Genomic DNA, 23,353 nt, shown 5'->3' with positions numbered 1-23,353 from the left:
ATAAAACCGAAAGACCCGGTCCTCGTACAAGGACCGGGTCTTTCCTTTATAAACTTCCTGACCGGGTTGACCAACGTGACCAACGCCATGCTAGGCCATATTATAGCCCTTGAGCTTGTCCGGTGCGGAAATGCTGTATGATCTAAGACCTGCCGAACCCGGACCGTGCACCTCGCCATTTCGACGGACAAGCCGTCTGTTCCGCCCGTGCAGAATGTATCGAAGAGAGTGGCCTACACTCCGGCGCCGCAAATATATTCGGCCAACGTACGCACCATGGCGCCGGTGCCGCCCTTCGGATCGACACCCCGATCTCCCCAAAGCCACGCCGTACCGCCCGTATCCAGATGAATCCACGGCTTATCTTCGATGAACGCCTCGATAAACGAGCCGCCCATAATCGCTCCCGCCCACTTATGAGCGGCGGCATTTTTGATATCGGCGACCGTGCTGCGCAGCATTTCCCGGTATTCCGGAAAATTCGGGAGCTGCCACACCTTTTCTCCCGCTTGTATCGAGGCTTGCAGAACGGAAGCGAGGAAAGCATCGTCGTTCGTCTGGGCGCTTGTGGCAACATCGGCGAAAGAGACGAGAACCGCGCCTGTCAGCGTAGCGATATCGATCAGACGGGTCGCCCCTTTCGCAATCGCATACGTGACGCCGTCCGCAAGAATGAGCCGCCCTTCCGCATCCGTATTCAGCACTTCGACTGTGCGCCCGCTTAAGGTCGTGATAACATCTCCCGGGCGCATCGCCGTTCCGGACGGCATATTCTCGGCGGCCGGTATGACAATCCGCAGGTTGATGCGCGGCTTCAGGCGGCCCACCACGATCAGCAGCCCGAGCAGCACCGCCGCTCCGCCCATGTCGCTGATCATCTCTTCCATGCCGCCCGCAGGCTTGATGGAAATGCCGCCGGTGTCAAAGGTGACGCCTTTGCCGACAAGCCCCAGCACCTCACCCGACGACGGATCGCCGTCGTAGCTCAGCGTAATCATGCGCGGCGGGTTCGCGCTGCCGAGGCCGACGGCCGCGAGCGCTCCCATGCCGCGCTCCACAATCGCCTGCTCATCCAGCACCTCGCAGGCGATTCCGAACTGCCCGGCCAGCTTCTCCGCTTCCTCCGCCAGATCGGAAGGAAGCAGCAGATTGCCGGGCAGGTTCGTCAGGTCGCGCGCATAGTTCGTCGCGACCGCATACGCTTCGGCGGCGGCCACCGCCGCCTGCAGCGCTTCCCCGTTCAGCGCGTCCCGCTGAACGAACAGCTGCGCCGCGGCCAGTTCCTGCCGCGGCTTCGCCTCCCGCGCGTACGTCGCGATGCGGTACGCGCCGAGCAGCAGCCCTTCCGCCACGGTGAACACCGTCGTGGCGGAAGGAGTAGCGCCCGCAGGCTGCGCGTCTGCCGCGCTCGCGCTCTGCGGTGCAGGCTCCGCGCCTGCCGCCGTCCGTGCATCCGCTCCGCTCTCGCCCTGCGGCTCCGCTTGCACGCCGTCACCGCTTGCGCTTGCGGACTTCACCGAAGCGCCTCCCGCGGCACCGGCTTCGCCTGCGCCCTGCGCCGCAAGCGGAGCCGCGTACGTCCCGCCGCGCGGGGGCTCAGCCGGGAAGGCTCCCTCCGGCAGCAGCACGGCCAGGCGGCCCAGCCCGAGCCGCTGTGCTTCGCGGGCCGCTTGTACCGCGGCAAGCCGCAGTGTGTCGCGGCCCGCCGGCGCCGCACCGAGACCGGCGGCGATCACGTACGGCGCGGCCAGGCGCCCGTATGCCGGAAGCACGGTCACTTCACCGGCGCCTCCTTTGAAGCGTCCGGTCCGCTTCAGCCGGTCCAGCTCAGCCCGGAGCTCCGCCGGCAGATCCGGCAGGCTACCCGAGTCTTCCCCCTCAGTCGTGAAGAACAGCAGGGCATCCGCATCCGCCGAGGCCCATCCGCCGCTTTCCGTGACAGAAATTTTCGTATTCGTTGTATAGTCCGCTCTCATCTAAGAATTCAGCCCCTCTCATGCCTCTGGCGGCAAGTCTTTCCCTTCGGTCCGCGTTTGCAGTATTCCCGTTCTAAATAGTCAAAACTCCCTCAGGCCGGCGAGTTTATCAGCAACATCGTCAGCGGGGAGCATATGGGTATTCTTTTCTATTGTAATACACTGTGGCGTCAGTTTAAAGGGAGCTGAATCCGGAAGCTTGTCCCCTCTCCAACCTCGCTTTCCACATGAATGACGCCGCCATGATTTTTGATGATGCGGTAGCAAACGGAAAGCCCCAGGCCGGTTCCGTCTTCTTTCGTCGTAAAAAACGGATCGAACAGCTTTGAAAGCGTTTTCTGATCCATTCCTCTGCCGTTGTCTTCTATGTAAATCCATACTTGATGATCCACTTTAATCGTCCGGATGCGAATAAGCCCATGCTCTTTCTGTCCGTCGGACATCACTTCTATGGCATTTTTAACAATGTTGAGCAGCACCTGCTTGATCTGCTTCACGTCCACCCATACGTATAAATTCGGGTCGGATTCGCTTAACTGGATATCGCAGCCTTTTAACAAAGCCTCACTCTCGAACAACAGCACGACTTCCTTAATAAGCGAGGCGATCTGGATCTTCTGCTTCACCGGAGCCGTAGGCTTGGACGAATTCAGAAATTCAAAAATGATATCGTTGGCGCGGTCGATTTCACTTAAAATAATATCGGCGTAATCCTGTTTGCCCAGACGAAGCAGTTCAGGCTGCAAAAGCTGAATAAACCCGCGGATCGAGGTAAGCGGATTACGGATTTCGTGAGCGATGGAAGCCGCGATTTTCCCCAGCATGGCCAGCTTGTCGTTATAATAGACGGATTGCTCGATCCGCTTGAAGTCGGTCACGTCCTTGACGGAAATGAGAATGTCCCCGTCCAGCTCCTCATCGTACTTGGCCGTCACCAGAAAGTGCTGGCCCTTCTCGTCCAGAACTTCCTGAAAGGGCAGCCGGTACACGAACATCTCGCGGTGAAGCTTGATCAGAAGTTTACGCATGCCCCTCGAAAGCTTCCGCAGCCTGACCAGCTCGTAGAACGTACGTCCGATCATGCTTTTGCGAGGCAGTCCCAGGAATTGGCCGAGCTTTACGTTGGCAAACGAAAGAAAGCCTTCCTGGTCGAATAACGCTATCCCGCTGTCCATATGCTGGAGCACATTCTCATACTTGCTGCTGGACGACTGGTAGGAAGAGTCCGGCATCAATCTGCCGGTAAAGCGTCTTGACGGTTCTTTACCGGCCCGCTCGGATTGAGACGTGCAAAAGGATATCACTTCACTAAGTATTTGGAACGATTGCTGATAATACAGCACAGCATCTTCAGGTCTGGCAGGGCCGGTTAACTCCCGCATGCATCTATCATGCAGAAGAGTCACCTCTTCCGGCAGCATAGAGGAGATAAGCGGCTTAAGGGTGCTGGAATATGAGCGGGCTTCCTCCGGTCCGCTTTGCATCAATACTTGCAAAACTTGCAGATACATCGTTCGGATATCCGGCATGTGACTCCTCCTAGATTATGCGTGGGGTTGTGTACCCGGCACGACGACACTTTTCGTCAAAAATCAAGGTTTTTTCGTCATTTTCTTACATTTCCTCGCGAATTTGCTAATTATCGGAATCTCACTCATTGTAACATAGGAAGGTTAAAATTACGATACGATTTGGAGCGTAAAAAGAGGAAAATGTAAAATCCCGCCTTAAAACGGCAGCGCCTGCCGCTACCGAAATTCACTGCCTGGATGTGCGTGCTAAATAACCCCGCGGTCGGCGGGGTTATCTTTTCTTATTAGGGCCTTTTTTTGCAGATGGTCAGGTCTGCTTATACGTTCAAGCGTTGAACGGGCGCCCGCTCAGCCGATGTTATAATAAACCTGGCCCTCCTTGAATGGAATCCGGAAAGAATGTCCGCCCTTCCAGGAATCACGATCATCCCTGTCGTCGTCCTTCTCGTGATTCTTGTCTTTCTTTTCTTTTTCTTTCTGCTTCTCGCGTTCTTTCTCCCGTGCTTTTCTTTCTTTTTCTTCTTTTTCCTTCTGCGCTTCCTGTTTCCTCTTCAACTCTTCCTGAGCGCGCTTGTATTCCCGCTCCACCTTCTGACGAAGCCATTCTTCCCGTGCGTTGTCCGCGTTGCCGCTGCCGGTGTAGGTATTCTCCTTCTTCGGGGTCGGTGTAGGTACAGGCGTCACTTTGGTTTCGGAGGCCTTGCCGCCCGTATTCGCCGTGTTTCCTACAGAATTGTCCGAAGGCGTAGGCGTAGGAACCGGCGTCTTGGAGGGAACCGGCTGATTCTTTTCTTCTTCACCAGGCAGAGCCACGTTATCCTTGTTCCAGGAGCCTTCCTTTTCCATGGCCAGCCAATTTGTAAGGTTGTCTTTGTTGATGGGCTGCGTGCGGTTATACAGCTTCCCCATTCCGCCCATCTGCTTCGCCAGGGTGTAAATGGACATCTCACGCAGCTGATCCAGGCTGATTTCGGTCCCCATACTCTTCGCGTTCAAATAAATCGCGTACTTGCCCGTGGACAGCTGATGCGTACCCGCTTCCTGCCGCAGTTCAGGCGGCGCCGCGAAAGCCGCGACCGCATATTTACTCAGGTCGGCATGGTTCGCGAGCAGATGGTCCGTTACCTGCTTCTCCATTTTGTCGGCCAGCAGAACGTCGCTCACCTTGCGCTGGTTGCCTACAACCGTACTCGAAATGATAATATCCCCTTCGCCTTTGGCGAGCGGGCCTTGGTCAAGCCAATCCAGAATAACGGACGCGGCCTGGGTCAGGGGCTTGCCTTCCACATGAAGCGCCTTGGCCATCTGAGCGCCGTCCTGATTGAGCCCTCTGACCTCCCGTACGATCTCCTCATCGTCGAGCGCAAGCTCTACGCTCGGGTTAACGTCCATCGTCACATACGCCGCCACTTTTACCTGGCTGCCCATGTTTAACAAGCCGCCGATGAAGACAAAACAAATAATCGCGGCAGCCGTAAGCCCGGATGTCAGCACCAAAATCTGAGAACGCCCGAATCCCCGTGTCGATTTGTAACGGATTTCTTGTCCGACTTGGCAGTTTCGCCCTTTCTTAGAAATGCGCTCGAAACGCCCCTCCTCCGTCATGACAATAATGCTGTTTCCCTTCAGCTCCATGACGATGCCTTTACTCATATGCCTCTCTTCTTTCCTGGAAAGTTTGCTTTGATTGCTCTTTAATATGCAGATATTCTTTGAGATATGGATAGGAGCCGGTGTGTATGAGCGCTATGGCAATCAAATACTTTCGGTTACGTTCCAGCGTTTTGCGGGAGACGCTAACCTTACCCAGAAGTTCCTTAATAGGAAGCTGCTTTTTGCTAAGCAGAAGACGCATCAGTTCAGGGTCTTCGGAGAGGAGCTTGCCGATCCCGAAAAGCATGATACGAGAATCTTCGTGCTTGGGAGAGGCATCGACCAAATCGGTAAATTGAATGGAGAAAACGGCAAGATTGCGGTTAAATTCCACAATTTCTCCGCGGCGTTCTTCTATTCCCTTCTGTTTCTCATACTGTTCCAGCGCTTGATGAATCTCGATGGGATTCACGTAATGATCTTCTTCGTCTTCCTGGTCAAACGCACTGTACGGAATCTGTCCTTTGAACCGCTGCTCCTTTCTCAAATAGTCGATCAGTCTGCGGCGCATCACCGTCTCGGCAAAACCGAGGAAAGAACGCCCCATGTCATGGGAGAACTGATTAATGGCCTCGTTAAATGCGGCTAAAGCAATACTAAATTCGTCGTCTCTGGCAGGATCAATGTATCTTTTGCAAAAGCGGCTTGCCACCTTGATGACAAACGGCTGGTAATCCGAGATAAATTGATTGCGCAGACGCAGGTCTCCCTGCTGTATTTTTTTCACAACCTCTTCAGGTTGCGGTGCGTTTTTTTGGTGGTGGCTGGACTGACGCTTGCTGCCGAATAACTTCTTAAACAGTACCAGAATCACTGTTCCACCTCACTTATACAATTCGATTTCCAGCAATTTCTTCGGGGGGTCAATCTTTGCTATTATAGCACAAGCTTTAATATCGGCGAAAAAGTTAAGAGATTTCACAGGATTTTCTCAGAAAAAAGAGCCGAATACCACTCATCTTCTCAAAAAACGCGGAAAAAGCATAATTATATTCCAGCATAAGGGTATTAATGGTATTATCCGTAATCTGCATGATCCATACTACCGCCTGTCCCTATCAAAAAATGCTGTATAAAAGCTACAAAAGCTCTTTCTTCCAGCGCATTTGCATGAAACAAAAAAAACGGCCAGAGCACCCTCCGGCCGTTTTTTATATGAGAATACCATCTATGGATAAGTGCAATTGCTTTGAGGCTTAGGGACTTTGAGGCGTACGGCCTTTAACAAGCTTGCTCCGGCGGCGGCTGAGCACCTGAAGACGTTTTTTGAGCTGGTCCTCCCACGCGCTGTCCCCGAGAGACTTAGCGACCGAAAGCAGATCCAGTCCCATGTCGATCTGATTCTGGACAATTTCCATCGGTTCCTCATCCTCGTGGTTCACGCAGTTCTCATAAATAGCCGGTCCCTGCTTGCCTTCCACATAATCGATGAAATCAACCTCGGCGGCACCGTCTCCGTGCGCGTATTCGGCCAGCAGCTCGTACTCGTTTTCTATCAGATGATGAACCTCGATCCGGTGACAAACCGGACAGAACAGGATCGGAACATTGTGAATGCTTGTTCGTATATGTTTAAGGGTCCCCTTCGACCCGATCATACTTGCACCGCAGCAGAAACTCATAATACTTCCCTCCCAAGGATCGTCCTGCAGACCTTCCCGGCCTGCGGAAGTGAATTTACGCATGTCGTTTGCATGTGATGCTTTATTTTACAACATTCCTATTCACCGGCACAAAGGAAAATTCCTCTTTTTCTAGCAAAATAGGCCTAGCTGGACTCCGATTTTTAACCCGCAATCGCAAGCTTAAACCCTTCGGGGCCAAGCTTTGCCGCGCTTCTAACTCTTACACAGCCCGCATAAAATAAGAGGAACAGGACTTCCGGGAACTGCGCTAACCATGCCGGAGTCCGTTTTACCACCAGATCGGAGGGACGTGCAATGACGATTATTCCCATCATTTCTCGGCAGATTGCTTTTGCCAAATTCGAGGGCCAGACCGGTGAATTCTCGGTCTATTACCACACGGGAAAGGTGGAGAATTACACCGGTTTCGACCTGGAAGACATTCAAGCCCTTTGGGACTCGGCGAACCGTTACGATACGCTGATGCGCTTGACGGAATCGCGGCGGCTTCCCCAGACCACCCCTACATGAAGATGACGGACCGGAGGTAAAATAAGCGGCAGTAACCGGACAGCGGGAAACGGGACACCCTGCCGTCGCTACATTCACCGGCTTCCTCCCCTCAAAGATTGGGAGCTTCCTTCCGCTGTGCTACAATAGAACCATTCAAAACGATACGGCATACGCCCGGCAAGGAAGAGAGGAATTTACTCTGCACGGTATCCGTCCAATCCATTCCCCGCTGCTGCAGCCCAAGCTCGGCAATGTGCATCTTATGATTCAGCAGCAGACGGTTCTGTTTGTTTACTGGTCGCTTTCATCCCGCCTGGCTTCCATGATCGCCGAGTACGGAGGAACCGAAGCCGAACAAGGTCTGGTATCCGTCCGCATAAGCGGATATGGTGAAGGTTCCGGCGAGTCTGTCGTCTATGAGGTCCGAACCATGCCACCGGCCGAAAATGCCGGTTCCGCCTATATCCGCACGCAAGGCCGGAAGGGTCTATGGCTGGCGGAATTGGGAATGCTGAGTGCCAATGACGACTTTCTTCCTTTATTGAGGTCCGCTCCCGTTAGGACGGGTGACGGTTCCGGCGAAAATCCATTCCCGGAAGAAGGGCGGCACAGCGGGAACAATCATCCCCCGTTTCCTCTTCTGCCGGTTGATTTTGGCTTCTATTCTACTTACACGATCTATCCGCCGCCCAAACAGGAAGGAGAAAAGCCGTGAGCATATCCCAGCCCGTTCCCGCTCTGCTCGTTTTTCACGCGCATTTGCCTTACGTCTACCGGCCCGACGGCGGTCTCACTCTAGAAGAATATTGGTTTCATGAAGCGATGTGCGACGTCTATTTGCCCTTCGTGGATTGTATGGACCGTCTGCTAAACGGCAAGGTCTGCTCTCCGGTGACCTTGTCCGTAAGCCCCGTGCTTCTGTCTATGTGGGAGAACCCAGAACTGCAGAAACGTACGCGGGAAATATTGAAACGGCGTGTGGAGCTGGGCCGCAAAGAAAAAGAGCGGCTTGCAGACAAGCCCGGGCCGGCCTCCCTTGCCTCCCGCTATGCCGGAAGGTATGCGGACATGCTTGCTTTACTCGACAAGATAGACGGTAAAATGATCCCGCGGCTGCGCCTTTATGCCGACCGCGGCCTGATCCAGCTGATTCCCGCAGCCGCTACCCACCCTTTCCTCCCTTTGTTCAAAACGGAGGAAGCCGCGTTCGCGCAGCTGTATACCGCCGTGACGGAGTTCCGGCGGTATTTCGGCTTCGCCCCCTCCGGGATCTGGCTCCCGGAATGCGGGTACACGCCCAAGCTGGAGCCTATCCTGCTTAGGCTGGGGCTGCGCTTTACAATCCTGGAGGCGCCGGAAGGCAAATCCGGGGCCGGGCAGGGACCGGCCGCTCCGTACGTCACACCGGACGGCCTCCAGGTTTTCACCCGGGATGCGGCCGCCTCGGCTCTCGTGTGGAGCCGGGATAGCGGCTACCCCGGCCATCCCGATTATCGCGAATATTACCGCGATATCGGGTATGAGCTCGGCCGCGGCACTCCGGCCGAGCAAGCTTACATCCGGCCGTACGTGCTGCCGGATGGCACTCCCGCTGCGACAGGCTACAAGTACTGTCGCATAACGGGCGCCGCCGGGGGCGGAGACGGAGCCGGAGGCAAAGCCCCATACGACGCCGGCCGCGCCGCGGAGCTGGCCGCCGCGCATGCGAGGCATTTCCTCGCATCGCTCGGCGCAGCGGAGCCTCGGGGCAGCGAAGCGGCAGCGCGCGGGGCGGCCGGCGTTGATGGCGCTGACTCCGCAGCCGAGTGGGACGCTGCCGCCCCGACCGCCCAGGCGGCATCCGGGCTCGTCTCCTCCGTCTCCGCTGCCGCTAAACGCCAGCCTGCGGAGGCTTTCCCGGCTTCGGGCCTTGCGGGAGACGCCGCACGGCGAACGCCGGCTGCCTGCACAGCGCCGGAAGCCGAGCACACCCGCGCCTCCGGCTGTTATGCTGGGGAAGGCGGGGCCTCCCGACCGGCCGCTTCCGCTTCGGAGGCACGCCTCCTGCCGCCCCGGCCGGTTGCCGTCTGCGCCTTCGACCTGGAGCTTTTCGGACACTGGTGGCACGAAGGCCCCCTCTGGCTGGAAACCCTGCTGCGCGAAGGCGACCTTGAACAGCGGCGGCGGTATGCCGCCAGCGGTTCGCACAGCGGCCCTTCACTTCCCGATTCGGAGAAGCAGCCCGTGTTTCTTACGCCCTCTCTATATGAGGAGCGCTACGCTTTCGACAAAGGCACGGCCCCCGCTCTATCCAGCTGGGGACGGGGAGGGGATGCCAGAGTCTGGCTGAATCCGGCTACAGACTGGATGTATCCGCTTCTGCATGCCGCAGAAGAAGCCTTGGCGCTGGCCGCCGCAAGAGCCGCCCGGACAAACACCGCAGCAGGAAAGGCTCACCAAGCCCTCGCTGCGGAACATAACGCTATTTCAAGCTCGGATCCTTTTTCCTTCCATTCCCCTGACTCCGGCCCGAATCGACGCGATCACGAAAATCTTTCGCACACCGCTCTCACCGACAGAATTTTGCGACAGGCTGCGCGGGAGCTCATGCTCGCCCAAAGCAGCGATTGGGCGTTTATGATCGAATCGGGAGACATGGCGGGCTATGCCGCCGAAAGATTTCACGAGCATAGGAATAACTTCTATCAACTGCTACCGATACTGGATGATATAGATGAGAGACAACCCGACGTTCTTTCACCCGGGAAGCTAGAATTGCTTCATAGAATGGAAAGAAGCGCTCCTATCTTTGCCGATGTGAATTGGAGAGCCTACCTCCCGGGGTATCTTTCCGAAACGCTAGCGGATAAAAAACCGTCCCAGGCACCCGCCTTTGCTCCCGCCGGTCTTTCGCCTGAAGAGCAAACGGCCGCCGAAGAGCGCGAAACCGGCAAGCCATCCGCCGGAAGTTCACAGGCAAAACCGCCTGCCGCAAACAGCTCCACCGCTGCTCTGAATACCGACAAAAAAGCCTCCCTCCGCGTTCTCGTGCTGGCCTGGGAATTCCCGCCTCATCTAATAGGAGGGCTGGGGCGAGCGGTCGGAGACCTTGCGTCACAACTGGCCCGTGACGGCCATATTGTGCATGTGATAACATGCCGCCGGGATGACGAGGCCTCGGACAGTCTTTGGAACGGAGTGTACGTTCATCGCGTGGAAGTCCTGCAAAGCTCCGAATCCCCGGCTTTTCTCGACTGGGTGTTCAGGTTGAACATCGCCATGATTTTACGGGTGGAACGTCTGATGGAGGAAAATCAGGAGCTTCGGTTCGATATCCTCCACGCGCATGACTGGCTGGTGTATTACGCCGCCCGTGACTGCCGGCAGGCTCTTCGCCTGCCGCTTGTCGTTACCCTGCACGCAACCGAACACGGCCGCAAGCTGGGCCGGCTGGACGATCCCGTCTCCCGCAAAATTCACGCTGCCGAAAGCAGCCTGGCGGAGCTGGCCGACAAACTTATCGTTTGCAGCGATTCGATGGCGGAGGAAGTGACGTCGCTTTTCAACCGTAAAAAATCCGGCGTGACGGTCATTCCGAACGGTCTTCCTGCCTCTTCCGATGCGGAAAACAACCGGGAGCCGCATCCGGTTCCGGCATGTGCCGGAGATTCCGGATATCCGCAGCGACCGCCGTTTGCAAAGCGCCGGATTCTATATCTCGGACGCCTCGTCCCCGAGAAGAACATTCCGCTGCTTCTGGCAGCGCTCCCTTATGTCCTGGAGCAGTTCCCGGAGACGGAACTGATCATTGCCGGAACGGGACCGGAGGCGGCTTCCATCCGCGAGCTGGCCCTTCCCTTCGGCGACCGCGTTCGTTTTACCGGCTTCGCCGACGAAGCCGCCAAAGCCGGGCTTTTTGCAGAAGCCGATGTCTGCGCCATTCCGAGCCTATACGAGCCTTTCGGAATCGTGGCGCTTGAAGCGATGAGAGCGGGCGTCCCTCTCGTCGCTTCGGACACCGGCGGGCTCGCCGGACTTGTCGAAGACGGTGTAGACGGTTTCCGGCTTCCTCCGGCGGATCCCCGGGCTTGGGCCGGGAAGATTTGCCTTCTGCTGGGCGATCCGGAACTTGCGGCTCTTTTTACGAAGCGCGCCTCCGCTAAATTACGCACATGCTTTAATATGAAGGAAATCGGAACCGCCACCACGAACGTTTACCAAAGCGCCATAAATTGCCAAAGATCGACAAAAACTTGTTGACCTCTTCTTCTGAAAACGGTAACCTTATGGCGAATAACCTGGATTTACCAGTAACCAGTAAGGAAGTGATTTTTTGCCCAGACATTTCGTTGTCGGTAACGGGAAGTTTCTCATCAATCTGGATGAACACTCTTACATGCGGGATTTGTACTATCCTTATGTAGGGCAGCTGAATCATATCGGCGGGTATCATTGTCGTGTCGGAATTTGGGTGGACGGTGCTTTTTCGTGGTTGGACGCGCCTGAATGGCAGTTTCAGCGTGCTTATGTGGAAGACTCCTTAGTGACCGACGTGAAGGCGACGCATCCCGGCCTCGGGGTTACGCTTCGCATTCAAGACGGCGTGCATCAGCGGGAGGATATTTTTCTGAAGCGGATTCAGATCACCAACCATCACTCGGCGGTGAAGGAAGTCCGGGTATTTTTTAACCAGGATCTCGTAATCAACGAGACGGAGGTCGGCGACACTGCCGCCTATTACCCGGCCAATCACACCGTTTTCCATTATAAAAAAGACAAATACTTCATGTTCAACGGAAGTACGGGAACGGACGGCATTTTTCAGTATACGACCGGGGTCAAGCGCTTTTACAATGCCGAAGGCACATGGCGCGACGCCGAGGACGGCCATCTGATGGGCAATCCGATCTCGCAAGGCTCGGTCGACAGCACCATTTCGTTCCGGATGTATGTGCCGCCTTCCGGCGATCATACCCTGTACTACTGGCTGAGTGCGGGCCACACGCTTGAGGACGTGAAAAAGCTCGATAAGTATGTCAAGGAAAGCCATCCCGGCAAGCTGCTCGACCGCGTTCAGATTTACTGGCAGCGCTGGGTCAACAAGACGGAGCGGTCGTTCGGCGATCTGAGCGAAGAAGTTATCCGCTTGTTCAAGCAGAGTCTCCTCATTGTGCGTACCCAAACCGACGTGAACGGCGCGATTATCGCGGCCAACGATTCGGACATCATGCAGAGCAACCGTGACCATTACAGCTACATGTGGCCTCGAGACGGCGCTCTGGTCGCCTACTCCATGTCCATGGCCGGCCATCAGGCGATGATGGAGCCGTTCTACCGCTTCTGCGCCAACGTGATTTCTCCCGAGGGGTATTTGCACCACAAATACAATCCGGACGGAACCGTCGGATCGAGCTGGCATCCGTATGTACACAACGGCGGCGAGCAGCTGCCGATTCAGGAAGACGAGACGGCGCTCGTGCTGTTCGCTCTCTGGCAGGACTATAAGAAGCACGGCAATCTGGAGCTGGTACAGTCCCTCTACCGCGATCTGATCCGCAAGGCCGCACGTTTCATGTCCACTTATATCGACCAGGAACTGAGCCTGCCTAAGCCGAGCTACGACCTGTGGGAAGAACGGTACGGCATCTATACGTTCACCGCTTCCGCGGTTTACGGAGGACTGATCGCCGCGGCTAACTTCTGCAACCTGTTCGGCGATGAGGAACGCAGCAGCCGCTACCGCCATACGGCCGAGAAAATCAAAAACGGCATCCTCACTCATCTCTGGGATGAGAAAGAAGGCCGTTTCGCCCGCGGTTTGTACCAAAAGGACGGAACCTGGGTCCGCGATATGACGCTGGAAAGCTCGGTCTACGGTATATTCGAGTTCGGCGTTCTGCCGGCGGACGACGACCGCGTGGTACGCACCATGCAGGCCAACAAGAACGGCCTGTCCATCAAGACCCCTGTCGGCGGCGTGGCCCGCTATCATCACGATTATTATTTCCAGCGGTCGCAGGATGTGGACCAAGTGCCAGGCAATCCCTGGATCATCTGTACGCTATGGATCGCCGAATGGGAAATCGAATGCGCCAAGACGCTTGCGGACCTGGAGACACCCCGGCAGACGCTGGAATGGGTCGTAAAGCATCAGATGGAGAGCGGAATTCTTCCGGAACAGCTCGATCCGTATAACGGCGATCCTGTATCCGTGGCCCCTCTCACCTGGTCGCACGCCACCTTTGTTCTCGCCGTCGTCAAATACTTGAGCAAATATGAGCAGCTTGCGGGAAAATAACCCTGCCTGCTCCCGAAAAAAAACCGCAAGCCGTTCCAATTCGGCCTGCGGTTTTTTCAGTACTTTCCTCTTTTATCAGGCGGTCAGTCCGGTCCCCTGCAAAAGAGCAAAGGCCACTCTCACCCAAAAAGGCTTTACAGACGCTTTTCGGCAGCTTAGAAGAGCTTTTCCGGCCCTCCACGGGCGCGACGCGAAGGTCTGCTGTTTTTATCCCCCGCCGCTGTACACGCTTGGACGCTCCGAGCCGCTGCAACGGAAAGACGAAGGGCGCCAAGACCATACCGACACCTCATGACCGGCGGCGTCTACAGCCGCTCTCCAAACACTTCGTCATATTTCTCCGCGCTCCACAAAGCCTCAAGCTCTTCCGGCTTGTTCATCTCAATCTGAATAAGCCATCCCGAGCCGTAGGGAAAACGGTTGATATAATGGGAGTTCTTAACCAACTCCCGGTTTGTGGATACAATCGTTCCGGACAACGGCATAAACACATCCGCTTCCGCCGTAACGGACTCCATTGTCCCCAGAAGATCGCCGGCCTGCAGCTCCTCCCCTTCCTCGGGAAGCTCTGCAAACACAATCATTCCGATCTCCATTTGCGCGTAATCCGTCAATCCGATCGTAGCCCGGCTTCCGTCTACCCGGACCCACTCATGATTCGGGGTATACAACAGTTCCTGCGGGATATCCATCCTGCTCCTCCTTTCTTTCCTGAAAGGCCAGGGCTTTCTCAATCGTAACAAAAGCTCCCCGCCCGCCGCCGTTAAGCGGAAAGTGAGGAGCTCCTATAATCAGTCCGTCAACTTACTTTACGGACAGGTTTTTGTCGCCGGGTTTCCAGTTCATCGGGCACAGGCCGCCGGACTGAAGAGCTTGCAGGACGCGAAGAGTTTCTTCTACGCTGCGACCTACGTCGTTGTGGTTAACGACTTGGTATTTCAGTTCGCCTTCCGGATCGATGATGAACAGGCCGCGCAGAGCTACGCCTTCTTCTTCGATCAGGACGCCGTAGTCGCGAGCTACGGATTTCGTCAGGTCAGCCGCCAGCGGGAAGTTCAACTTGCCCAGGCCGTTGTCCTCACGAGCGGTGTTGATCCATGCACGGTGAGAGTGCTTGCTGTCCACGGAAACACCGAGGATTTCGGTTTTCAGATCCTTGAAAGTGGAAGCAGCTTCACTAAGCGCCGTAATTTCAGTCGGGCATACAAAAGTGAAATCAAGAGGATAGAAGAAAAGTACCAACCATTTGCCTTTGTAATCGGAAAGAGAAGCCGTACCAAAATCCGTTCCGTCTCCAAGTGCAGTTTCCATAGTGAAAGCCGGAGCCGGTTTACCTACCAAACGTTCTGCCATGTCAAAATTCCTCCTTTGATCTTTTCCTTGTCGAATAATAAAATGGTATCATCCGCCCAAAAGAAAGTCAAGATTATAGAGTCTATTAAATAATAATTATTATAAAAATATGACCAATGTGCGAACATTTGCTGCCATTACGGCCTTCGGCTTCTTGATCTGTGTTCGCTAACGCGAAGTTTTCAAACGAATCTCTACCTATTATAATAGTGCGCATTTTGCATCCCGACGCCTACATCTTTTCTTTACAAAAGAAAACACGCAGAAAGCAAACTCTCTTCTGCGTGTCGGTATCAGGCATTCTTTTATTTACGGATGGCCGCGACAATCAGGTCGCCCATTTCTTTAGTGCCGATCGCTTTCGACTTATCGACCGCGATATCGCCCGTGCGGTGGCCCGCATCGAGCACTTCCTTCACGGCACGCTCGATCGCGTCCGCCGCTTCGTGGTAGCCGAACGTCAGGCGGAACATCAGCGCTACCGAGAGGATCGTCGCGATCGGGTTGGAGATCCCTTGACCGGCGATATCCGGTGCGGAGCCGTGTACCGGCTCGTACAGGCCGAAGCTGCCTTCGCCCAGCGAGGCGGAAGAGAGCATGCCGATCGATCCGGTCAGCATCGCCGCTTCGTCGCTCAGGATGTCTCCGAACATGTTCTCGGTGACGATAACGTCGAAGCTGGAAGGACGGCGCAGAAGCTGCATCGCACAGTTGTCGACGAGCACATGCTCAAGTTCGACATCCGGGTAATCCGCGGAAATGCGGATGACCGTCTCTCTCCACAATCGGGAAGTCTCCAGCACGTTCGCCTTGTCGACCGAAGCCAGCTTCTTGCTGCGCGTGCGGGCGATTTCGAACGCCTGGCGTGCGATGCGTTCCACTTCGCTTACGTTGTAAGCGCAGGTATCGACCGCTTCTTGTCCGTTCTCTGTCTCGCGGCGGAATTTCTCGCCGAAGTAAATGCCTCCTGTCAGCTCGCGGACCACGATAAGATCCGTACCGTCAAGCACTTCCGGCTTGAGAGTGGACGCGTCCTTCAGGCAGTCGAACACGACAGCCGGGCGGATGTTCGAGAACAAACCGAGCGCTTTGCGGATACCGAGGAGGCCCGTTTCCGGACGAAGCTCCTTCGGATTGTTGTCCCACTTCGGACCGCCTACGGCTCCGAGCAGCACCGCGTCGGCGCGCTGGCACAGTTCCAGCGTTTCCTGCGGCAGCGGCGTGCCTTTCTCGTCGATGGCGATGCCGCCGAACAAGCCGTGCTCCGTCTCAAAGCGATGACCGAAAAGCTCCTCGGTTTTCTTGAGAACTTTCTCCGCTTCCGCAACGACTTCCGGGCCGATTCCATCCCCCGCGATGACGGCGATTTTTTTCACGTCTGACATGTTCGTTCACTCCTTTGGATTGTCCGTAGCTGACAGGGCCGTGCTAATCCGATCCCTACTGCATCTCTACTTTCAGTTTTAACACATTTGGTAACGGATGACTAAGATATAAAAGCTATCAGTTTCATAGGAAAAACCTATAAACATCTTTTCGACGAGGCCGCCATCCTTTTTTCACTTCAAGATACCGTTCCCTCCATCCATTTTTTCATGAACGCAAAAAAACCTGCCGGTCCCATCAGAGTTCTTAACGTTCTCCAACAAAACCAGGCAGGATCTTTTACTAACCTTTAAAAGCGTTATACTTTCGGCGCAGCCGCCAGCAGAGGCTGCAGAACAGCATCCAGGCGTTCGAGGCCCAGCCTGATCTCCGCTTCTCCGGCGTGCGTGTAATTCAGGCGCATGGTGTTGCGCTCCGGCTCGTCGGCGAAGAAAGAAACGCCGGGCACGAAGGCCACTCCCTGCTGAACGGCGGCCGCCAGCAGCACCTGCGTGTCAATGTGCGCCGGAAGTTCCAGCCACAGGAACATACCGCCTTGGGGATCGTTCCAGTGGACGCCCGGCCAGTTCTTCTCCTGAAGCACCTGTACCATCGTGCGCATCCGCTTTTCGTACTCGACCGAGATCAGCCCGATATGGGCATCCATGTCGAACTGCTCCATCAGTTGGAACAGCGTCATCTGATCGAGGGTGCTCGAGTGCAGATCCGCCGCCTGCTTGGCCTGGGCCATGCTGCGGATAACGGCACGGTCGCCCATGACCCAACCGGTGCGAAGTGCGGGCGCCACGATTTTGGAGAACGTGCTCGTGTACACGACGCAGCTTCCCTCAGGATGCTGATCGAGCGAGAAGATGGACGGCATGATTTCGGTCGTGCCGAATTTCAGCTCGCCGTACGGATCATCCTCAAGGATGAGCACATCGTTCTGACGGCAGGCCGCCAGGAGGCCTTTGCGGCGCTCCAGACTCCACACGCGGCCGGCCGGGTTGGAGAAGCTCGGATTCACATACACCATCTTCGGCCGGTGCTGCTTGATTTGGACGGCGAGATCCTCCAGGTCCATTCCGTGGCGGTCGCTCCGGACCGACACGATTTTGGCGCCGCGCGCCTGGAATACCTGAATGGCCGCGAGGTAGGTCGGTCGCTCGACCAGAATGACGTCGCCTTCGTCGATATAGACGCGGGTAAGCAGATCAATCGACTGCTGGGAGCCTGTCGTCAGCAGCATGTCATCCGGCGTAACCTGCATGCCTTTCGTTGCCATGCGGTTGCAGATGCTCTGGCGCAGCGGAGTGTAGCCTTCCGTCAGCCCGTACTGCAGGGCGGACTTGCCGCCCTCCATGACTCTTCCGATCGCTTCTTTGACGGCTTCTACCGGAAAAAATTCCTCAGCCGGAAGGCCCCCGGCAAAAGAAATGATGGACTTGCCCTGCGTAAGCTTGAGAATTTCACGTACAGCGGAGGAGGAAAAAGCCTCCAAAGTTTTTGAGAACCGATATTTCATGATGCCGCCCCTTTCGTGTTAACAAAACACCTCACTTCCGCGCCCGGCGGGAGTGAGGTGCTGCGTATTAAATCAACGTGACATTGCTGCGTTTGGCAGTCGGTGTTTTACGCTTTTCGATCAGACGGTTCAAGGCGTCAATATAGGCTTTGGCACTTGCCTCCAGAATATCCGTGGAAATTCCGCGGCCCTGTACGGAAACACCTTTTTGGCCCAAAATGACATGAACTTCGCCGAGAGCGTCCTTGCCGTAGGAAACCGATTTGATCGTGTAATCCTCCAGCTCCACTTCCTCGCCGGTCGTTTTATCGATTGCGTTGTAGATGGCATCTACGGAACCGTTGCCGTCTGCCGATTCTTCCAGCACTTTGCCGTCCTCGGCATGGATACGCACCGTAGCGTTCGGAACGGCTTGGTTGCTGTACGATACCTGCAGGGAATCCAGCACATATACTTCCGGCGTGCTGACCAGCTTCTCTTCGAGAAGAGCGCGGATATCGTCATCCAGCACGTTCTTCTTCTTGTCGGCCAGATCCTTGAATTTAGCGAACGCCGCGTTCACCTGCTCGTCGCTGAGGTCGTACCCCATATCGATGAGCTTCTCGCGGAACGCGTGGCGGCCGGAATGCTTGCCGAGTACGAGCTTGCTTTCCTTGAGACCGATCGTCTCCGGGGACATGATCTCGTACGTCGTCTTCTCCTTCAGCATGCCATCCTGGTGGATGCCCGATTCATGCGCGAAGGCATTGGCGCCGACGATCGCTTTGTTGCCCGGCACATCCATCCCCGTCAATTTGCTGACGAGGCGGCTTGTGCGGTAAATCTCGGAGAGCACCAGGGATGTCTTCGCCTGGAAAAACTCCTGGCGGGTTTCCAGCGCCATGGCGACTTCCTCGATCGACGTATTGCCGGCACGCTCGCCGATCCCGTTGATGGTGCCTTCGATTTGATCGGCACCGTTCAGAACCGCCGCCAGCGCGTTGGCCGTAGCCATGCCGAGATCATCGTGACAGTGGGCGCTGAGCTGGATTTTCTCGATGCCCGGCACGTTTTCTTTCAGCGTTTTGAAAATGTTCCCGAACTCGCTCGGATTCAGAAATCCGACCGTATCCGGAATATTCACCACCGTAGCGCCTGCGCGGATCGCCATCTCGGTTACTTCGCAGAGGAAGTCGAGCTCGGTCCTTCCGGCATCTTCCGGGGAAAACTCGATTTTATCGAAATATTTCTTCGCATAGCGGATAGCGGCTTCAGCCGTCTCCAGCACCTGCTGCTTCTCCATCCGCAGCTTATGCTTGCGGTGAATCGGCGAAGTGGCCAGGAACAAATGCAGGCAAGGATCCTGAGCGTGCCTCAGCGCTTCCCGCGCCGCATCGATATCCTGTTCCCGCGAGCGGGAAAGACCGATAATCGTTGCGTTTCTCACAGCGCGGGCTACGGAAGCGACGCCTTCCAGATCTCCCGGAGAAGCGGCCGGGAACCCGGCCTCGATCCGGTCAACGCCCAGCTTCTCAAGCTGAAGCGCAATTTCGACCTTCTCCTGCATGTTGAGATTGACCCCCGGTGACTGCTCTCCGTCCCGGAGCGTCGTATCAAACACATAGATTTTTCTCACTTGCGTTCACCTCCTGAAGCTTGAGTTTTGGCTATCTATTCGGGCTCAGCTTACTTCTTGATCCAGTGCATCAGTTCACGCAGTTGGGAACCGACTTGCTCCAGCGGGTGCTCGGCTTCGTTTCTACGTGTCGCGTTCATGAACGCGTTGTTGGATTGGTTCTCAAGGATGAAGTCGCGTGCGAATTTACCTTGTTGGATATCCGTCAGCACGTCTTTCATCGCTTTTTTCGTTTCAGCCGTGATGATGCGAGGGCCCGTTACATAGTCGCCGTACTCCGCCGTGTTGGAGATCGAGCTGCGCATGGAAGACAGACCGCCTTCGTACATCATGTCAACGATCAGCTTCAGTTCGTGCAGACACTCGAAGTAAGCCATTTCAGGCGCATAACCCGCTTCAACTAGTGTTTCAAAACCGGCTTTAACGAGCTCGCTTGCACCGCCGCAAAGAACGGCTTGCTCACCGAACAGATCCGTTTCGGTTTCTTCTTTGAAGGTAGTTTCGATAACTCCCGCGCGTGTACAGCCGATCCCTTTGGCATAAGCGAGACCGATTTGCTTCGCGTTGCCGGTTGCGTCCTGCTCGATCGCGATCAGGCCGGGAACGCCGAAACCTTCCACATACGTACGGCGAACCATGTGGCCCGGGGATTTTGGCGCTACGAGGAATACGTCTGCGTCGGCAGGCGCTTTAATTTGTCCGAAGTGAATGTTGAAGCCGTGGGAGAACATGAGCGCTACGCCTTTTTTCATGTTCGGCTCGATCGCTTCTTTGTATACGCGTGCTTGCGTTTCGTCCGGCATAAGGATTTGGATTACGTCTGCGCGTGCAGCCGCTTCTTCAACCGTGAATACTTCAAATCCGTCGTTTTGTGCGGTGTTCCAGGATTTACCTTGGCGAAGACCGATGATTACATTCAGTCCGCTGTCGCGAAGGTTTTGCGCTTGAGCGTGACCTTGGGAACCGTAACCTACGATTGCGATCGTTTTACCTTGAAGGGATGCGAAGTCTGCGTCTTTTTCATAGTACATAGTAGCTGCCATTGGATAATATCCTCCTTAAATTAAATAACCGTGTATGATTTCCCCATTGAATGGGCCTTTCAGCTTTCAACCGTCAATGAATTACTGATTTGCAGCAGCAAAGAGTTAAGGGCTGAAAGTCCCATTCAAGGGGACTTAGCCGACGAATCGGCCTTTCTGATTTCCGCAAAGAACGAAGAATGAAGGTAGAAGGTTAAAAAGTCCGGCGGTATCCGACCGCTTTACTTGATAGCGCCCCGGATCATCGCCGTAACGCCCGTTCTGGAAAGCTCGCGTATTCCGTAAGGACGGAGCAGTTCAATCATCGCGTCGATTTTCTCGGAATCGCCGATTGTCTGGACAATCAGGGAGCTTGGGCCGATATCGACTACGGCGGCCCGGAATGTGTCCACGATGCCGAGAATCTCAGGACGCTGGGCGGGCTCCGAATTGACCTTGATCAATGCGAGCTCCCGGGCGACCATCGGATTTTTGCTGAGATCGATCACTTTGATCACATCGATCAATTTGTACAGCTGCTTCGAAATCTGCTCCAGCGTATTGTCGTCGCCTTCGGTGACGATCACCATCCGGGAGAGTCCGGCTTCTTCGGACTCTCCCACCGTGATGCTTTCGATGTTGTATCCTCTGCGGCCGAACAAGCCGGATACCCGCTGGAGGACGCCGGGCTGATTGTTAACCAAAATGGATATGGTATGTTTCGTGATCATATTAGTCGTCCTCCCCCATCAACATCTCGCTGATCGTGCTGCCTTGCGTTACCATCGGGAACACATTCTCGTGCTTGGCAACCACGAAATCGATTAGAACCGGCCCCGGCGTATCCAAAGCTTCCTGCCAAGCCCGCTGAGCTTCCTCTTTGTTCGTGGCCCGCAGACCCTTAACGCCGTAGGCTTCCGCCAGTTTGACAAAGTCCGGGCTTCCCGCGAGGTCGATATGGCTGTACCGGTTGTCGTAAATAATTTCCTGCCACTGCCGGACCATGCCGAGCACCTGGTTGTTGATGACAACGATTTTGACCGGAATGTTGTTGATGGCGCAGATGGCGAGTTCCTGGGAACACATCTGCATGCCGCCGTCCCCGTTGATCGAGACGACCAGCTTATCCGGATTGCCCATTTGCGCTCCGATGGCGGAAGGGAAACCGAAGCCCATCGTGCCCAGGCCGCCCGAGGAGATCCAGGAGCGCGGATGCTGGAATTTATAGTACTGGGCTACCCACATCTGGTGCTGGCCGACGTCCGTCGTCACGATCGCTTCGCCTTTGGTCGTTTCGTTGATCATCTCGATCACGTACTGCGGCTTCAACACCGTGTCGGAGTCTTTATACTTCAGCGGGAAGTTCCGCTTGTTCTCCTGAAGCCGCGCGATCCAGTTTTCCGATTTGGCCGGCTTCGCTTTCGTGTTGGCGTATTCAAGCACGGAGCGGATATCGCCGACAACCGGAATGTCCGTCTTCACGTTCTTGCCGATTTCGGCGGGGTCGATGTCGATGTGGGCGATTTTTTTCGCCTTCGGCGCGAAGCCGTCCAGCTTCATCGTCACCCGGTCGTCGAAGCGGGAGCCGATCGAGATCAGCAGATCCGCATTCTGGATCGCCTGGTTTGCCGTGTACGTGCCGTGCATGCCCGGCATTCCGACCCACAATTCGTGAGCGCTTGGGAATCCGCCAAGACCGAGAAGCGTCGTCGTGACCGGAATCCGTGTCTTGTTGATAAACTCCAGCAGTTCTTTGGATGCGTTGGAGTAAACGACTCCGCCCCCGGCGATGATAAGCGGCTGTTCCGCCTCTTCGATCGCCTTGATCAGCTTCTCTACCTGCAGCTTGTTCGGATGAACCGTCGGGTTGTAACCGCGGATGTTAACTTCGCTTGCCGGGTGGAACATGGCCGTCTGTGCCGATACGTCCTTCGGAATATCGATCAGCACCGGGCCTTTGCGTCCCGTATTTGCAATGAAGAAGGCCTCGTGAATGATCCGCGGCAGGTCGTTCACATCGCGTACCAGGTAACTGTGCTTCGTAATCGGCATCGTGATTCCCGTGATATCCGCTTCCTGGAAGGCATCCGTACCAATCGCCGTCGTCGCTACGTTGCCAGTGATGACGACAAGCGGTACGGAGTCCATGAACGCCGTTGCGATTCCGGTTACCAGGTTGGTTGCCCCCGGACCCGACGTCGCGATGCAAACCCCCACGTTGCCAGTCGATCTCGCATAACCGTCCGCCGCGTGAATCGCGCCTTGCTCGTGCCGCGTCAGCAGGTGGTTAAAATCGGAGAATCCATGCATAGCGTCGTAAATATAAAGTACCGAGCCTCCGGGATAACCGAAGACGCATTCCACACCCTCGAGCACCAGGCTCCGCAGCAAGATTTCCGAACCGTTAATCAGTTCCGGCTTGCGCATCGCTTCCATCAATTCCTCTTTAGACCTTTTGGCTGTCCCCACATTCATGAGAATCCTCCTCTCGTTTCGTTTCCATTTTTTTAAAATCAACGCATGGCAGCATGCAAAAAACCCCAATCCTCCCGGCGCCGGAATTCCGGCGTCATACGGGACGAAAGGGGTTTGAATTCTTCCGTGGTACCACCCTAGTTTGTCGTGCGCCTCGCGGCACAGGACCTTAACAGGTTACATTATGTCAGACATAATGCACACTTGGCACGGTAACGTGTGCCGCTCCGATTCTCCCTAATCACCAAGCGTTAAGGCTTAACCAGCCCGCTTGCTTTTCAGGAAAACAGCTCCGAGGTGAGCTCGTACAAAGGGATTATGGCGATGGTTTCAGCGTTTCCGATCGCTCTCTGAGCATAAGGGCCCTTATAACTTCGTCCTCTTCATAGCCGATTTCTGATGAGTCTTACAATTTAGAATAT

17 protein-coding genes are annotated in these 23,353 nt (G+C 55.5%); 4 read left to right on the top strand and 13 right to left on the bottom strand.

The annotated features are described in order from the left end of the window. Window positions 1-233 precede the first annotated feature (233 nt). From ABH899_RS20570 to ABH899_RS20550, 5 genes are all read right to left on the bottom strand, one after another. Complete coding sequence (locus ABH899_RS20570) at window positions 234-1,976, bottom strand: leucyl aminopeptidase (protein WP_370000020.1); 1,743 nt, start codon at window positions 1,974-1,976, stop codon at window positions 234-236. Window positions 1,977-2,146: 170 nt separating this feature from the next. Then, window positions 2,147-3,505: an ATP-binding protein gene (locus tag ABH899_RS20565; RefSeq protein WP_370000018.1), complete on the bottom strand. Its 1,359-nt coding sequence runs from the start codon at window positions 3,503-3,505 to the stop codon at window positions 2,147-2,149. A gap of 351 nt (window positions 3,506-3,856) precedes the next feature. Then, window positions 3,857-5,161, bottom strand: a complete 1,305-nt coding sequence (locus ABH899_RS20560) for an anti-sigma factor domain-containing protein (protein WP_370000015.1) — start codon at window positions 5,159-5,161, stop codon at window positions 3,857-3,859. After that, window positions 5,154-5,975 (bottom strand): RNA polymerase sigma factor SigI, encoded by an 822-nt coding sequence (gene sigI / locus ABH899_RS20555; RefSeq protein WP_009672036.1) that lies wholly within the window; start codon window positions 5,973-5,975, stop codon window positions 5,154-5,156. Before sigI ends, ABH899_RS20560 begins: the two co-directional genes overlap by 8 nt. Window positions 5,976-6,357: 382 nt before the next feature. Then, a complete protein-coding gene (locus tag ABH899_RS20550) occupies window positions 6,358-6,783 on the bottom strand; it encodes a hypothetical protein (protein WP_009672238.1) in 426 nt (141 codons plus the stop codon). Window positions 6,784-7,101: 318 nt separating this feature from the next. Here ABH899_RS20550 and ABH899_RS20545 point away from each other — a divergent pair, with 318 nt between their 5' ends. The 4 genes from ABH899_RS20545 to ABH899_RS20530 all read left to right on the top strand — a co-directional run bounded on the left by ABH899_RS20545 (window position 7,102) and on the right by ABH899_RS20530 (window position 13,576). Beyond that, entirely contained in the window at window positions 7,102-7,317 is a 216-nt protein-coding gene (locus tag ABH899_RS20545) for a hypothetical protein (RefSeq protein WP_009672162.1), read from the top strand. A gap of 244 nt (window positions 7,318-7,561) precedes the next feature. Beyond that, window positions 7,562-8,014 (top strand): DUF4912 domain-containing protein, encoded by a 453-nt coding sequence (locus tag ABH899_RS20540; RefSeq protein WP_370000010.1) that lies wholly within the window; start codon window positions 7,562-7,564, stop codon window positions 8,012-8,014. Beyond that, a complete protein-coding gene (locus ABH899_RS20535; RefSeq protein ID WP_370000007.1) occupies window positions 8,011-11,538 on the top strand; it encodes a 1,4-alpha-glucan branching protein domain-containing protein in 3,528 nt (1,175 codons plus the stop codon). Before ABH899_RS20540 ends, ABH899_RS20535 begins: the two co-directional genes overlap by 4 nt. A gap of 73 nt (window positions 11,539-11,611) precedes the next feature. Continuing rightward, window positions 11,612-13,576 carry a glycoside hydrolase family 15 protein gene (locus ABH899_RS20530; RefSeq protein ID WP_370000005.1) on the top strand — a complete coding sequence of 655 codons (1,965 nt, stop codon included), beginning with the start codon at window positions 11,612-11,614 and terminating at the stop codon, window positions 13,574-13,576. A 305-nt stretch (window positions 13,577-13,881) separates the two neighbouring features. Here the strand turns inward: ABH899_RS20530 and gcvH are convergent, their stop codons facing one another. The 8 genes from gcvH to ilvB all read right to left on the bottom strand — a co-directional run bounded on the left by gcvH (window position 13,882) and on the right by ilvB (window position 22,931). Then, window positions 13,882-14,268: a glycine cleavage system protein GcvH gene (gene gcvH, locus ABH899_RS20525; protein WP_370000002.1), complete on the bottom strand. Its 387-nt coding sequence runs from the start codon at window positions 14,266-14,268 to the stop codon at window positions 13,882-13,884. Between the two features lie 112 nt (window positions 14,269-14,380). Further along, on the bottom strand, window positions 14,381-14,929 hold the full coding sequence (locus tag ABH899_RS20520) for a peroxiredoxin (RefSeq protein WP_009672122.1): 549 nt from the start codon (window positions 14,927-14,929) through the stop codon (window positions 14,381-14,383). A 305-nt stretch (window positions 14,930-15,234) separates the two neighbouring features. After that, window positions 15,235-16,314, bottom strand: a complete 1,080-nt coding sequence (gene leuB / locus ABH899_RS20515; protein WP_103994369.1) for a 3-isopropylmalate dehydrogenase — start codon at window positions 16,312-16,314, stop codon at window positions 15,235-15,237. Between the two features lie 299 nt (window positions 16,315-16,613). Then, the gene (locus ABH899_RS20510) at window positions 16,614-17,819 is read right to left on the bottom strand and encodes an aminotransferase-like domain-containing protein (RefSeq protein ID WP_009672276.1); all 1,206 of its coding nucleotides are present in this window, start codon (window positions 17,817-17,819) and stop codon (window positions 16,614-16,616) included. A 67-nt stretch (window positions 17,820-17,886) separates the two neighbouring features. Then, window positions 17,887-19,434: a 2-isopropylmalate synthase gene (locus tag ABH899_RS20505; protein WP_009672140.1), complete on the bottom strand. Its 1,548-nt coding sequence runs from the start codon at window positions 19,432-19,434 to the stop codon at window positions 17,887-17,889. 50 nt (window positions 19,435-19,484) lie between these two features. After that, the gene (ilvC, locus tag ABH899_RS20500) at window positions 19,485-20,477 is read right to left on the bottom strand and encodes a ketol-acid reductoisomerase (RefSeq protein ID WP_009672081.1); all 993 of its coding nucleotides are present in this window, start codon (window positions 20,475-20,477) and stop codon (window positions 19,485-19,487) included. Between the two features lie 221 nt (window positions 20,478-20,698). Continuing rightward, on the bottom strand, window positions 20,699-21,187 hold the full coding sequence (gene ilvN, locus ABH899_RS20495; RefSeq protein ID WP_009672217.1) for an acetolactate synthase small subunit: 489 nt from the start codon (window positions 21,185-21,187) through the stop codon (window positions 20,699-20,701). A gap of 1 nt (window position 21,188) precedes the next feature. Next, window positions 21,189-22,931 (bottom strand): biosynthetic-type acetolactate synthase large subunit, encoded by a 1,743-nt coding sequence (ilvB, locus tag ABH899_RS20490; RefSeq protein WP_009672153.1) that lies wholly within the window; start codon window positions 22,929-22,931, stop codon window positions 21,189-21,191. Window positions 22,932-23,353 lie beyond the last annotated feature (422 nt).

Source organism: Paenibacillus sp. RC84, assembly GCF_041260495.1.
In the GTDB taxonomy this organism is placed as follows: domain Bacteria; phylum Bacillota; class Bacilli; order Paenibacillales; family NBRC-103111; genus Paenibacillus_F.
Note: the sequence above shows the minus strand (reverse complement) of the source record. Positions and strands in the feature narration are given on the sequence as shown.

Excerpts from the sequence above, each read along its gene's own strand:
- ABH899_RS20510 (WP_009672276.1), bottom strand. The coding sequence starts at position 17,819 with ATGAAATATCGGTTCTCAAAAACTTTGGAGGCTTTTTCCTCCTCCGCT.
- ilvN (WP_009672217.1), bottom strand. The coding sequence starts at position 21,187 with ATGATCACGAAACATACCATATCCATTTTGGTTAACAATCAGCCCGGC.
- ABH899_RS20545 (WP_009672162.1), top strand. The coding sequence starts at position 7,102 with ATGACGATTATTCCCATCATTTCTCGGCAGATTGCTTTTGCCAAATTC.
- ABH899_RS20550 (WP_009672238.1), bottom strand. The coding sequence starts at position 6,783 with ATGAGTTTCTGCTGCGGTGCAAGTATGATCGGGTCGAAGGGGACCCTT.
- ABH899_RS20560 (WP_370000015.1), bottom strand. The coding sequence starts at position 5,161 with ATGAGTAAAGGCATCGTCATGGAGCTGAAGGGAAACAGCATTATTGTC.
- gcvH (WP_370000002.1), bottom strand. The coding sequence starts at position 14,268 with ATGGATATCCCGCAGGAACTGTTGTATACCCCGAATCATGAGTGGGTC.
- leuB (WP_103994369.1), bottom strand. The coding sequence starts at position 16,314 with ATGTCAGACGTGAAAAAAATCGCCGTCATCGCGGGGGATGGAATCGGC.
- ABH899_RS20570 (WP_370000020.1), bottom strand. The coding sequence starts at position 1,976 with ATGAGAGCGGACTATACAACGAATACGAAAATTTCTGTCACGGAAAGC.
- ilvB (WP_009672153.1), bottom strand. The coding sequence starts at position 22,931 with ATGAATGTGGGGACAGCCAAAAGGTCTAAAGAGGAATTGATGGAAGCG.
- ABH899_RS20520 (WP_009672122.1), bottom strand. The coding sequence starts at position 14,929 with ATGGCAGAACGTTTGGTAGGTAAACCGGCTCCGGCTTTCACTATGGAA.
- ABH899_RS20540 (WP_370000010.1), top strand. The coding sequence starts at position 7,562 with ATGATTCAGCAGCAGACGGTTCTGTTTGTTTACTGGTCGCTTTCATCC.
- ilvC (WP_009672081.1), bottom strand. The coding sequence starts at position 20,477 with ATGGCAGCTACTATGTACTATGAAAAAGACGCAGACTTCGCATCCCTT.
- ABH899_RS20565 (WP_370000018.1), bottom strand. The coding sequence starts at position 3,505 with ATGCCGGATATCCGAACGATGTATCTGCAAGTTTTGCAAGTATTGATG.